The 12,666-nt window shown below is 70.4% G+C and carries 8 protein-coding genes; 4 read left to right on the top strand and 4 right to left on the bottom strand.

Annotated elements, in window-relative coordinates; genetic code table 11:
* Positions 1 to 33 precede the first annotated feature (33 nt).
* Complete coding sequence (locus tag ACZ48Z_RS38870) at positions 34 to 1,413, top strand: alpha-amylase (RefSeq protein ID WP_468740626.1); 1,380 nt, start codon at positions 34 to 36, stop codon at positions 1,411 to 1,413.
* Here ACZ48Z_RS38870 and ACZ48Z_RS38865 read toward each other — a convergent pair.
* Positions 1,389 to 1,727 (bottom strand): hypothetical protein, encoded by a 339-nt coding sequence (locus tag ACZ48Z_RS38865; RefSeq protein ID WP_468740625.1) that lies wholly within the window; start codon positions 1,725 to 1,727, stop codon positions 1,389 to 1,391. The two genes, ACZ48Z_RS38870 and ACZ48Z_RS38865, sit on opposite strands and share 25 nt — an antisense overlap.
* Positions 1,728 to 1,903: 176 nt before the next feature.
* Here ACZ48Z_RS38865 and pulA point away from each other — a divergent pair, with 176 nt between their 5' ends.
* From pulA to ACZ48Z_RS38850, 3 genes are all read left to right on the top strand, one after another.
* A complete protein-coding gene (gene pulA, locus ACZ48Z_RS38860; protein ID WP_468740624.1) occupies positions 1,904 to 7,300 on the top strand; it encodes a pullulanase-type alpha-1,6-glucosidase in 5,397 nt (1,798 codons plus the stop codon).
* Between the two features lie 73 nt (positions 7,301 to 7,373).
* Positions 7,374 to 8,993: a SpoIIE family protein phosphatase gene (locus ACZ48Z_RS38855; protein ID WP_468740623.1), complete on the top strand. Its 1,620-nt coding sequence runs from the start codon at positions 7,374 to 7,376 to the stop codon at positions 8,991 to 8,993.
* Between the two features lie 28 nt (positions 8,994 to 9,021).
* Entirely contained in the window at positions 9,022 to 9,381 is a 360-nt protein-coding gene (locus ACZ48Z_RS38850; RefSeq protein WP_468740622.1) for a 5-carboxymethyl-2-hydroxymuconate Delta-isomerase, read from the top strand.
* A gap of 5 nt (positions 9,382 to 9,386) precedes the next feature.
* Here the strand turns inward: ACZ48Z_RS38850 and ACZ48Z_RS38845 are convergent, their stop codons facing one another.
* The 3 genes from ACZ48Z_RS38845 to ACZ48Z_RS38835 form a co-directional block, all read right to left on the bottom strand.
* Positions 9,387 to 10,076: a TetR/AcrR family transcriptional regulator gene (locus tag ACZ48Z_RS38845; protein ID WP_468740621.1), complete on the bottom strand. Its 690-nt coding sequence runs from the start codon at positions 10,074 to 10,076 to the stop codon at positions 9,387 to 9,389.
* Between the two features lie 90 nt (positions 10,077 to 10,166).
* Entirely contained in the window at positions 10,167 to 12,092 is a 1,926-nt protein-coding gene (locus tag ACZ48Z_RS38840; RefSeq protein WP_468740620.1) for a hypothetical protein, read from the bottom strand.
* A 49-nt stretch (positions 12,093 to 12,141) separates the two neighbouring features.
* On the bottom strand, positions 12,142 to 12,642 hold the full coding sequence (locus tag ACZ48Z_RS38835) for a tetratricopeptide repeat protein (RefSeq protein WP_468740619.1): 501 nt from the start codon (positions 12,640 to 12,642) through the stop codon (positions 12,142 to 12,144).
* Positions 12,643 to 12,666 lie beyond the last annotated feature (24 nt).

The following is a 12,666-nucleotide window of genomic DNA, read 5'->3' as shown; positions in this document are numbered from 1 at the left end:
GACGCCCGGCCGTCAGGCAAGGAGAACCCCCACGTGATATCGAGATGGTCCACCGCCGCGTCCGCCGCCGCCCTCGCCGCCTCGGTCGCCGTCCTGACCCCCACCACGGCCCAGGCCTCCCCGCCCGGCACCAAGGACGTCACCGCCGTCCTCTTCGAGTGGAACTTCGCCTCTGTCGCCAAGGAGTGCACCAGCACCCTCGGCCCCGCCGGATACGGCTACGTCCAGGTCTCCCCACCCGCCGAGCACATCCAGGGCGCGCAGTGGTGGACGTCGTACCAGCCGGTCGGCTACCGGATCGCCGGCCGGCTCGGGGACGCCACCGCCTTCCAGAACATGGTGAACACCTGCCACGCGGCGGGCGTGAAGGTCGTCGTCGACACCGTCATCAACCACATGTCCGCGGGCAGCGGCACCGGTACCGGCGGCTCGTCGTACTCGAAGTACAGCTACCCGGGCCTGTACTCGTCGTACGACATGGACGACTGCACGTCCGCGATCACCGACTACACCAACCGCGCCAACGTCCAGAACTGCGAACTCGTCAACCTCGCCGACCTGGACACCGGCGAGGAGTACGTCCGCGCCACCATCGCCGGGTACATGAACGGCCTGCTCGGCCGCGGAGTCGACGGGTTCCGCATCGACGCGGCCAAGCACATCCCGGCGGCCGACCTCGCCAACATCAAGTCCCGGCTGAGCAACCCGTCGGCGTACTGGAAGCAGGAGGTCATCTACGGCAGCGGAGAGGCCGTCCAGCCCACCGAGTACACGGGCAACGGGGACGTCCAGGAGTTCCGCTACGCCTTCGACCTCAAGCGCGTCTTCACCAACGAGAACCTCGCCTACCTGAAGAACTACGGCGAGGGCTGGGGCTACCTGAACAGCTCGGCCGCGGGCGTCTTCGTCGACAACCACGACACCGAGCGCAACGGCTCCACTCTCAGCTACAGGGACAACGCCGACTACACCCTCGCCAACGTCTTCATGCTGGCGTACCCGTACGGCGCCCCGGACATCAACTCCGGTTACGAGTGGTCGGACAAGGACGCGGGCCCGCCCAACAACGGCTCGGTGAACGCCTGTTGGCAGGACGGCTGGAAGTGCCAGCACGCCTGGCCGGAGATCCTCCGCATGGTCGCCTTCCGCAACGCGACCCGCGGCCAGTCGCTCACCGACTGGTGGGACAACGGCGGTGACGCGATCGCCTTCGGGCGGGGCGCCAAGGGGTACGTCGCCATCAACCACGAGTCGGGCAGCCTGAGCCGGACCTACCAGACGTCCCTCGCGGCGGGCACGTACTGCGACGTGCAGAACAACACGAGCGTGACGGTGAACTCCAGTGGCCAGTTCACGGCCACCCTCGGCCCCAACACGGCGCTTGCGATCTACGCGGGCAAGCCGAGCTGCTGAGCCGGCCGGCGCATGGGTGGCCTGCCGAGGACCTCGATGTACACGATCCGGCCGGCCACCACGTCGAGGATCAGATCGCCCGTAGAGGGCAGCAGCGGTACGCAGCGGTGGTCCGGGCCGTACGGCTGCCCGCCGGGGTGATCCGCCGTCCGGATGCTCTGGCAGAAGTCGTCGCCGCAGCCGCACTCACCCACCATCCGGACATCCCACACGATGATGGCCAGGTCGCGTTCCCCTTCCGCCTCCAGGAGGGCAACCAGTTCGTCGATCAGCTCCGGGAAGACCTCGCGCACGAGGGGAGGTTCCTGTTCCATGCCGGGAAGGTAGCCGCGTGACCGCGCGCGGGGCGACTGATTATGGGCGGTACGCGACGGTCCGGGTCCGCAATTTCTTTCCGAGTGTTTCAGGACTCTTGCTGTAAGTCTTACGGCGGCGATACGGTCGCGCGGGGTCGGACCCATAGAGCCGTCATCGCAAGGAGTCCACGTCAGTGATACCGAGATGGCCGGTGCCGTCGAGGCGCCGCACCGCGCAGGCCGGACGGGTCGCCGCGGTCACCGTGACCGCGCTGGCCGCAGCGCTCGTCCAGCCGCTGTCCGCCCGGGCGGACACCCCGCCCCCGCCGCCCTCCGACGCGAAGCTCGCCGCGGAACCGGCCCGGCACGACGACACCCGCGAGCAGTTCTACTTCGTCCTGCCGGACCGCTTCGCCAACGGCGACACGTCGAACGACCGGGGCGGGCTCACCGGTTCACGGCTGACCACCGGCTACGACCCCACCGACAAGGGCTTCTACCAGGGCGGCGATCTCAAGGGCCTGACCAAGAAGCTCGACTACATCAAGGATCTGGGCACCACCTCCATCTGGATGGCCCCGATCTTCAAGAACCGGCCCGTGCAGGGCACGGGAGCCAACGCCTCGGCTGGCTACCACGGTTACTGGATCACTGATTTCACTCAGGTCGACCCGCACTTCGGCACCAACAAGGACCTGGAGACCCTCATCGCCAAGGCACACGCCAAGGGCATGAAGGTCTTCTTCGACGTCATCACCAACCACACGGCCGACCTCGTCGACTACGAGGAGAAGTCCTACGACTACCTCTCCAAGGGCGCGTTCCCGTATCTGACGAAGGACGGGGAGCCGTTCGACGACGCGGACCACGCGGCCAGGGGGGACTTCCCCGCCGTGGACGCCGACTCCTTCCCGCGCACCCCCACGGTCACCAGCACAGACGCCAAGGTCCCCTCCTGGCTCAACGACCCCACGATGTACCACAACCGCGGCGACTCCACCTACGCCGGTGAATCCACGACCTACGGCGACTTCTCCGGCCTCGACGACCTGTGGACCGAGCGTCCCGAGGTCGTCAGCGGCATGGAGAAGATCTACCGGCGCTGGGTCAGGGACTTCGACATCGACGGCTTCCGGATCGACACCGTGAAGCACGTGAACATGGAGTTCTGGACCCAGTGGGCCACGGCCCTCGACGCCTACGCCGCCAAACAGGGCCGCAAGGACTTCTTCATGTTCGGCGAGGTCTACTCCGCCGACACGGCGGTCACGTCGCCGTACGTCACCCAGGGCCGCCTCGACGCCACACTCGACTTCCCCTTCCAGGAGGCGGCCCGGCAGTACGCCTCCCAGGGCGGCAGCGCGCAGAAGCTCGGATCCGTCTTCGGCGACGACTACAAGTACACGACCGACAAGGCCAACGCCTACGAACAGGTCACCTTCCTCGGCAACCACGACATGGGCCGCATCGGGTACTTCCTCGACCAGGACAACCCGAAGGCCGGCGACGCCGAACTCCTCGCCAAGGACAAGCTCGCCAACGAGCTGATGTTCCTCAGCCGCGGCAACCCCGTCGTCTACTACGGCGACGAACAGGGCTTCACCGGCGCGGGCGGCGACAAGGACGCCCGCCAGACGATGTTCGCGTCGAAGACCGCCGACTACCTCGACGACGACGAGATCGGCACCGCCCGCACCCACGCGAGCGACGGCTACGACCGGAACGCGCCGCTGTACCGGCAGATCAGCGCGCTGTCCAAGCTCCGCAAAGCCAACCCGGCGCTGACGGACGGCGTCCAGCAGGAGCGGTACGCGGCGGACGGGGCCGGGATCTACGCCTTCTCCCGCACGCAGGGGAACACCGAGTACGTCGTCGCCTTCAACAACGCCACCGAGGCCAGGTCGGCCTCCTTCGCGGCCGGTTCGGCGGGCATGTCCTTCAAGGGGATCTACGGCACCGACGTCACGACGAAGACCGGCGCCGACAAGAAGATCACCGTCACCGTCCCCGCCGGTTCCGCGATCGTCCTCAAGGCGGCCGGCAGGCTCGCCAAGCCCGCCACCAAGCCCACGATCACTCTCAGGGCCCCGGCCACCGGCGCAACCGGCACGGTCGAGCTCACCGCCGACGTGGACGGCGGACAGCTCAACCGGGTCGTCTTCGCGGCCCAGACCGGCAACGGCAAGTGGCAGACCCTCGGCTCCGCCGACCACGCCCCCTACAAGGTCACCCAGACCGTCGGCAAGGACATCGCGGCCGGAACAGCCCTGCGCTACAAGGCGGTTGTCGTCGACTCGACCGGGCGCACCGCCTCGGCCACGGCCGCGTCCGTGACCGGCACCCCGCCCGCCGAGGAGCCCCCCACCGCCTCCTCCCGCGACTACGCGGTCGTCCACTACAAGCGCACCGACGGCGACTACACCGACTGGGGCCTGTACGCGTGGGGCGACCTCGCCGACGGCGAGTCCACCACCTGGCCCGACAGCCATCCCTTCGCCGGCCGGGACGCGTACGGCGCCTTCGCCTACGTCAAGCTGAAGCCGGGTGCCTCGAACGTCGGCTTCCTCGTCATCGACAAGGACGGCGACAAGGACGTCTCCACCGACCGCACGATCGACGTCACGAAGACCGGCGAGGTGTGGATCGAGCAGGGCAAGGACGCCGTACGGACCGAACGGCCCGACTACCCCGCGCAGGACAAGTCCAAGGCGGTCGTCCACTACCACCGTGCCGGCGGGAACTACGACGGCTGGGGCCTGCACGTCTGGACGGGCGCCGCGAACCCCACCGACTGGTCGAAGCCGCTGGAGCCGGTGCGGACCGACACCTATGGCGCGGTCTTCGAGGTACCGCTGAACGACGGGGCCACGAGCCTCAGTTACATCATCCACAAGGGCGACGAGAAGGACCTGCCCACCGACCGGTCCCTGGACCTCACGGCCGACGGCCACGAGGTGTGGCTGCTGAACGGCCAGGAGAAGTACCTGCTCCCGCAGCCCGCCGGGTCCGCCGCCGCGCTCGACCCGACCACCGCCAAGGCGGTCTGGATCGACCGGAACACGGTCGCCTGGAACGGCTCCGAGGCCGCCGCCTCCACCCAGCTGCTGTACTCCCGGGACGGCTCGATCACCGTCGACCGTGCCACTCTGACCAGCGACGACGAGAGGTGGCTGCGGCTCACCAGGACCGCCCTCACCGACGCCCAGAAGGCCAGGTTCCCGCACCTGAAGGACTACACGGCCTGGTCCGTCGACCCCCGTGACCGCGACCGTGTGCGTGAGGCTTTGAGCGGTCAGCTCGTGGCCTCCCAACGCGCCGCGAACGGAGCCGTGTTGGCCGCGACGGGCGTCCAGATCGCCGGTGTCCTCGACGATCTGTACCCCGCCGCCACGAAGGCCGAGTTGGGCCCCGTCTTCCGCAACGGCCGCCCCACGCTGTCCGTCTGGGCCCCCACCGCGCAGTCGGTCCGGCTGGAGCTCGACGGAGCCCTCGTCGGGATGCGGCGGAACCGCAGCACCGGCGTCTGGTCCGTCACCGGCCCCAAGTCCTGGAAGGGCAAGGCCTATCGGTACGCCGTGCAGGTCTGGGCGCCCAGCGTCGGCAAGGTCGTCACCAACAAGGTCACCGACCCCTACTCGGTCGCCCTCACCACCGACTCCGGGCGCAGCCTCGTGGTCGACCTGGACGACAGGTCCCTGGCCCCGGGCGGCTGGTCGACGTACCGGAAGCCGGCCACCGTACCGCTGAGGGACGCCGAGATCCAGGAGCTGCACATCCGGGACTTCTCCACGGCGGACAGGACCGTGCCCGCAGCCGACCGGGGCACCTACCTCGCCTTCACCGACAAGGACAGCGACGGCTCCAGGCACCTGCGTGAGCTCGCGAAGGCGGGCACGTCGTACGTGCACCTGCTGCCCGCCTTCGACATCGCGACCATCCCCGAACGCCGGGAGGACCGGGCGACCCCCGACTGCGACCTCGCCTCGTACCCGGCCGACTCCGGCGCACAGCAGGAGTGCGTCGCGAAGGCCGCCGCGAAGGACGCCTACAACTGGGGTTACGACCCGTACCACTACACGGTCCCCGAAGGCTCGTACGCCACCGACCCGGACGGCACCGGCCGCACGGTCGAGTTCCGGAAGATGGTCAAGTCCCTCAACGAGGACGGCCTGCGCGTCGTCATGGACGTCGTCTACAACCACACCGCGGCGAGCGGACAGGCCGCCACGAGCGTGCTCGACCGGATCGTGCCCGGCTACTACCAGCGGCTCCTCGCCGACGGCTCGGTCGCCAACAGCACCTGCTGTGCGAACACCGCGACCGAGAACGCCATGATGGGCAAACTGGTCGTCGACTCCCTCGTCACCTGGGCCAGGGAGTACAAGGTCGACGGCTTCCGCTTCGACCTCATGGGCCACCACCCCAAGGCCAACATCCTGGCCGTCAGGAAGGCCCTCGACGCGCTGACCCCCGCAAAGGACGGCGTCGACGGCAGGAAGATCATCCTCTACGGCGAGGGCTGGAACTTCGGCGAGGTCGCCGACGACGCCCGCTTCGTGCAGGCCACGCAGAAGAACATGGCCGGCACGGGCATCGCGACCTTCTCCGACCGCGCCCGTGACGCCGTGCGCGGCGGCGGCCCCTTCGACGAGGACCCCGGCGTCCAGGGCTTCGCGTCCGGGCTGTACACCGACCCCAACACCTCGACGGCGAACGGGACCTCACAGGAGCAGAAGGCCCGCCTGCTGCACTACCAGGACCTGATCAAGGTCGGGCTCTCCGGCAACCTCGCCCGGTACCGGTTCACCGACACCGGCGGCAAGGAGGTCACCGGCGCCCAGGTCGACTACAACGGGCAGCCCGCCGGCTACGCGGACGCGCCCGGCGACGCCCTCGCCTACGCCGACGCACACGACAACGAGTCACTGTTCGACGCGCTGACGTACAAGCTGCCCGCCGGCACCGGTGCCGACGACCGGGCCCGGATGCAGGTCCTCGCCATGGCCACGGCAGCCCTCTCGCAGGGCCCGGCACTCTCCCAGGCGGGCACCGACCTGCTGCGCTCCAAGTCCCTGGACCGCAACTCCTTCGACAGCGGCGACTGGTTCAACGCCGTCCACTGGAACTGCGAGGACGGCAACGGCTTCGGACGCGGACTGCCCATGGCCGCCGACAACGCGACCAAGTGGCCGTACGCCAAGCCCCTGCTGGGCTCGGTGAAGGTCGGCTGCCCGCAGATCGAGGGAGCCTCGGCCGCCTACCGGGACCTGCTGCGGATCCGTACGACGGAGAAGGCGTTCTCGCTCGGCACGGCGGACCGGGTGCAGTCGCAGCTGTCCTTCCCGCTGTCCGGCAAGGACGAGACGCCCGGAGTGATCACGATGGAACTCGGTGATCTCGTCGTCGTGTTCAACGCGACGCCGAACGCCCGCACCCAGCGTGTCGACGCCCTGGCCGGACGGGCATACCGGCTGCATCCCGTGCAGGCGGCGGGGGCGGACTCTACCGTCAAGGAGGCGTCCTACGAGAAGAAATCGGGCACCTTCGCCGTTCCGGGGCGAACCGTGGCCGTTTTTCTTCGTCATCCCTAGCCGAACCCATTACCTTGGTGGGGCAGACCCTGAACCCCGGTCTGCTCCACCGGTGTTGCCCGAGGGGTGACAGATGGAAGCAAAAGGCAAGCTGACAGGCACGACCGTGCTCGTCGTGGATGACGTCGAGGCCAGCCGGTACGCCATGGGCACCGTGCTGAGCCGTGCCGGTCACCGGGTCGTCCCGGTCGCGACCGGCGGTGAGGCCCTCGCCGAACTCGACGTACGACTGCGCAAGGGCACCCTTCCGGACGTGGCTCTCGTCGACGTGGGCCTGCCGGACATGAGCGGCTTCGAACTGTGCCGCCTCTTCAAGGAGCAACCGCACACGGCCGGGATTCCCGTCGTGCACTTCTCCGCCGCCGCCGTGCCCCCGGCCGTGCACTGCGCGGGCATGGACACGGGCGTCGAGGCCTATCTGAAGGTCCCCGCCGAGCCGCTGGAGATCGAGGCAGTGGTCAGGTCCGCCGTACGCAACGCCCAACTGCGGGCCAGCGACCGGGCGTTGGTGCGACGGCTCACCCTGCTGTCGGAGATGATCGTCACCATCCAGGCGGCCCGCACCCTCCAGGAACTCTCCGACGCGGCCGCCGAGGGCGTCTCGCGGCTCACCGGCACCCCCGCCGCCGTCTTCGTCCTCGACCAGGACGACCAGCTCTACCGCGGCCTGTCCCGGGACCGCATCCCCGTGGCCCTGCCGGACGAGAACGCCGACCGGGCCGTGGCCGGCCTGCTGCGCAGGCTCACCCGGGGACAGGCCGGCGTGCAGCTCACCACCGTGCCCGCGCCGCTGTGGCCCGCCGGGTTCTTCCGGCCCGGCGTGGAGCACGACGCCCGGCTCGCGGTCGTCGCCACCCAGGACGGCCGGACACCGGTGTGCCTGGCCGCGCCCGCGCGCGGGATGCGCCGGATGGGACTGGAGGGCGAGACCCTGCTCGCCCAGTTGGCCCAGGCCACCGCGCTCGCCGCCCAGCCGCTGCTCATGTACAAGGTCGAGCGGCATGTCGCCCTCACCCTCCAGCACAGCTTCCTGCCCCAGCCGCACCGGCTGCCCGAGCTGCCGGGCCTCGACGTCGTCGTCCGCTACGTCCCCGCCTCCCGGCAGACCGAGATCGGCGGCGACTTCTACGCCGCGCTCCGCGTGGACGAGGGCGTGCTCACCGCGGTCGGCGATGTCGTCGGGCACTCGCTGGACGCGGCGACCGTCATGGTCGAGCTCCGGCACGCGCTGCGCGCCTACGCCGTCGACGAGAGCGACCCGGCCGTCCTCGCCGAGCGACTCGACCGGACGCTCCAGCGCTACCATCCCGACACCACGGCCACCGTCTGTCTGGCCCTGATCGACCCGGAGACCGGTCGCACCCGGATCGCCAACGCCGGCCACATCCCGCCATTGATCGTCCGTGACAACGGCACCTCCGACTACGCCAAGGCGGCCGGACCCCTGCTGGGCGTCGGGCTGCACCATCCGGCGGCCACCGAGATGTTCCTCGAACCCACCGACCGGCTCCTCATGGTCACCGACGGCCTCATCGAGACCCGCGGCACCGACCTCTCGGCCTCCCTGGAACAGCTGCGCGCGGCCGCCTCCGGTGCCCTGCCCGGCCTGGACGCCCTGTGCGACACCCTGCTGGACACCTTCGGCCACGACCGCGAGGACGACATCGCGATGCTGGCACTGCGGCTACGCTGACCTGTGTCGTCATAGAACAGGAGTGCCCATGCCGCAGATCACCGTCGACCACTCACGCTTCGTCCCGATCGACCGGGAGGCCTTCGCGCGGGACCTGCACACCGCCGTCGTCGAGATCGCGGCCGCCAAGCCGGAGGCGTGCAAGACGCAGTTCCGGGTGAGCGAGGTCACCGCGTTCGGGTACGAGAACCCGGGGGAGCACGGACACGCCGTCGTGCACGTCACGCTGGGCCTGCTCGCCGGGCGCACCGAGGAGACCAAGGCCAGGCTCACCGAGGCGGTCCTGGAACTGCTGAAGAAGCACGTGGAGGACGACGGCTCAGCGGTGCTGCACGCCTCGGCGGAGGTCCGGGACCTCGACGCCTCGTACCGGAAGTTCGAGCGCTAGGTTCTTCAGGACGCCAGCGAGATCAGCCGGGCGGCCAGGTCGGTGAACGGGCCGTCGTTCGGCTCGTCCTTCAGCATGTGGCGCAGCAGCGCGGTCATCTCCTCGTCGAAGGCCGCGCTCACGGCGGCCAGCGCCGCGAAGTCGTGCACGAGCTTCACCTCCAGCTCGGCGCGCGGGATGCGGCGGCCGTCCAGCCAGATCAGGGCCGTCGACTCGACGAGCGAGATCCAGGAGCGGACGACCAGTTCCAGTCGCGCCGGCGGATCGTCCACGCGCAGATGCGAAAGGATCTCGTCGTACGCGATCTGCCGGACGGAGTCGACGAGGGCGTTGGTCGTCGAGGAACCGACCGCGGGGCCGCCCCGCATCAACGCCGAGAAGCCGGGCCCGTGTTGGTCGACGAAGTCGAAGAACCGGCGCATCACCCGCAGCAGCCGCCCGCCCAGCGACCCCTCGTGCGGCTCCTCGAACCGGCTCGCCAGATCCTCCGCCGCCCGCTTCAACGCGGCTTCGTACAGGCTGAGTTTGCCGGGGAAGTAGTGGTAGACCAACGGCCGCGAGATACCGGCCGCCGACGCTATCTCGTCGATGGAGACCTCGTCGGGCGAGCGACGGGCGAACAGTTCGAGGGCGACGCCGATCAACTGCTGACGCCGTTCCTCGACTCCCATTCTTCGACGGACCCCGGTAGTCATACGAACACCTTACCGATCGAATCCGGCCCTGAACGGCCCGGTCCGGTCAGGGGTGTTCACAGGTCCGGCGCGCGTCGGCACGCTCCGCTCCTACCGGAGCCCACTCACCGCCCGCCCGTCCTGCAAGGTCCCCTTCAGCTCGGCCTGGGCCCCCTGCTTCACCCGCGCGGCCAGCAGATGACCGTTCGCAGTCGCCCGGACCCCGCCGGTGGCACTGATCGACGACGTCCCCCGGCTGCCCGCCGCCAGCAGGTACCAGGACCCCGTACCCGACTTCCACAGCACCCCGGCCAGCACCTGCGGGTCCTTCGCCCCGCACGACGGCACGTTCTGCGCCTTCGCCGCGACCGCCCCGTACGTTCCGCCCGGCGTGTGGAACTGGGCCAGTACCAGCTCCCCGCCGCCCTGCCAGGTCTCGGCCCGGGTGCACACCCAGTCCGCCGTCCCGCTCGCGTCGGGCAGCTGCTGGGCCGCGTACGCCCAGGCGTTCACGCTGCGCACGCCAGCGGAACGCATCGCACCCAGCGAGCAGGCGTACGGCGCCCAGGCGTGCAGCGCCGCCGCCCCGGAGGCGTCCTTCACGGACCCGGGACGGCCGGTGGTGAGGCGGGCCGGCACCAGCTCGCCGAGGTCGGTGAACAGCCGGGTACCGGAGGCGTCCGTCAGCTGGAGCACGTTCCAGGAGGTGCAGGCGCCGCTCTGCGCGGGGCCGGCCATCGGTGCCGTCGCACCGCCGGACAACGTGAGGTCCATGGCGCCCGCACCCGGCTTCAGCAGGTCCCGCTCGGCGGCCCCGGTCACCCAAGGAGCCGTCAGATAGCGGACGTTGCCGTCGGCACGGCCCAGGACGACCGCGCCCGCCCCCGCCCGGTCCGCGCCGTCGACCCGGGCGAAGTCGAGGGCGGCGCCCTTGGTGCTGTCCTTCAGCTCGGCGTAACGGACGATGCGCAGACCGTCGTAGAGGATCACCACGCGCGCGTTGTCCACGATCCCGGCGTACAGGAGCTGCGGCGGGCCCGACGGGCCGCCCGACGGGGTGCCGGGGGTCGCGGAGACCTGGACGGTCTCGCCGGGACGGGCCCAGACGGCGAGGGCGCGGCGCAGCAGGGCCGAGTCGCCGCTGAGCTCGCCGCGCGCGGGCCACACCGAGAAGTCGGTGCGGGCCGAGGTCTCCCACGCGGCGGCCGGGACCTTGAGCAGCAACGCCGGGTCCAGCGCTGCCTGAGCGGCCGGGTTCTGCGCGTAGGCGGGCGCGGCGGCGCCGTCGGGGCCCCAGCCGTCACCGGGCATGCCGAGCAGCGCCCCGCACACGGCGACGGCCGCCGCGGCGGCGAGCGCGGCCTTCATGTGCTGCCTGCGCCGCATCAGGTCGGTGGGCCTGGCCTGCAGCGAGCAGGGATCGAACTCGGGGGAGTCGAGAAGGGCGTACTGCGCGGTGACCTCGTCGGCCTCGTCGAGCGCCGCGTCCACGTCCGCGACGCCCGCCGCCGTCAGGACCTGGCGTACGTCGCCGTCGGGAAGCTTCTCCAGGCCGCGCAGCACGTAGGCGGCGCGGGCCGGACCGGAGAGCGCCGACAGGCTCTGGTCCAGGGCGAGTTCGTCGGCGCCCCCGGAGCGCGGGAAGAGCCGCAGACCCCACACCTGGGGAAGCAGCGGCGGCAGCTGGGAGCGCTTGGGCCACGCCCTGCGCCTGAGCGGCAGGCCCGCCTCCAGCGCCGTACGCACCACCTGGTGGCGGACGAAGGCGTAGCCGGGGTCGCCCTCGCGGCCGGCCGACTGGGACGGGATCACGGGCGCCGCGGCCCGGCCCCGGGGCAGGGCGCGCTGGGTGAGGGCGTGCGCGGTCAGGACCCGCCGGTTGCGGCCCAGGCCGGGCGGCAGCACCAGATAGGCGAGCCGGACCAGCCGGGGATAGTGCTCGACGAGCGCGGCCTCGGCCTGTTCGACGTCGACGACGGGGTCGGAGGCGGAGCCTGAGGCGGGTGCGGGGCGCGGGGCGACATCCTGTGACTGCACGTTCAGCAGAACGAGCGAATCGTCGGATGGTCACCGCCACCCGCGCGGATCAGCCCTCGGGGTCGACCAACGCGCGCGCGTAGTTCGCCATCGACCGCTGGTAGCGCGGCAGATGGGAGGCGAGCGCGCCCAGGACCAGCGACAGCCCCTCGCGGTCACGGCCGAGGCTGGACAGACACAGGGCGAGAGTGGCCCGTACGGCGTCGTCCAACTCGTCGGACGGGCCGTCCAGTTCGGGCGTGAGCAGCTTGACGCCCTCCTCCGCCCGCCCGATGTTCCGCAGGGAACTCGACAGTTGGATCTTGGCCCGTCGCCCCTTGTAACCCCGCAGCCCCTTCGCGAGCGCCTCCCGGTACAGCGGGGCCGCCTTGTCCGAGTGCCCCGTCGAGTCCCAGGCACAGGCCCGCTCGAAGGGGCCGTCCGGGCTGCCGTCCGGCAGCTCGGCCACGAGCACCTCGATCACGGCCCGGAAATCGGCCGCCCGCTCCTCCGGAAAGTCGTCGAAGGTGTCCCACGCGGCGGTCACTCGTTTTTCCCAGTCCTCGTTCACGGGCTCACTTTCGCACGGCTGTAC

The sequence above is a fragment of the Streptomyces sp. NPDC031225 genome, from assembly GCF_055570355.1.
The sequence above is the reverse complement of the archived record's forward strand: the minus strand, read 5'-3'. Positions and strand labels throughout refer to the sequence as shown.

Excerpts from the sequence above, each read along its gene's own strand:
- ACZ48Z_RS38865 (WP_468740625.1), bottom strand. The coding sequence starts at position 1,727 with ATGGAACAGGAACCTCCCCTCGTGCGCGAGGTCTTCCCGGAGCTGATC.
- ACZ48Z_RS38855 (WP_468740623.1), top strand. The coding sequence starts at position 7,374 with ATGGAAGCAAAAGGCAAGCTGACAGGCACGACCGTGCTCGTCGTGGAT.
- ACZ48Z_RS38850 (WP_468740622.1), top strand. The coding sequence starts at position 9,022 with ATGCCGCAGATCACCGTCGACCACTCACGCTTCGTCCCGATCGACCGG.
- ACZ48Z_RS38845 (WP_468740621.1), bottom strand. The coding sequence starts at position 10,076 with ATGACTACCGGGGTCCGTCGAAGAATGGGAGTCGAGGAACGGCGTCAG.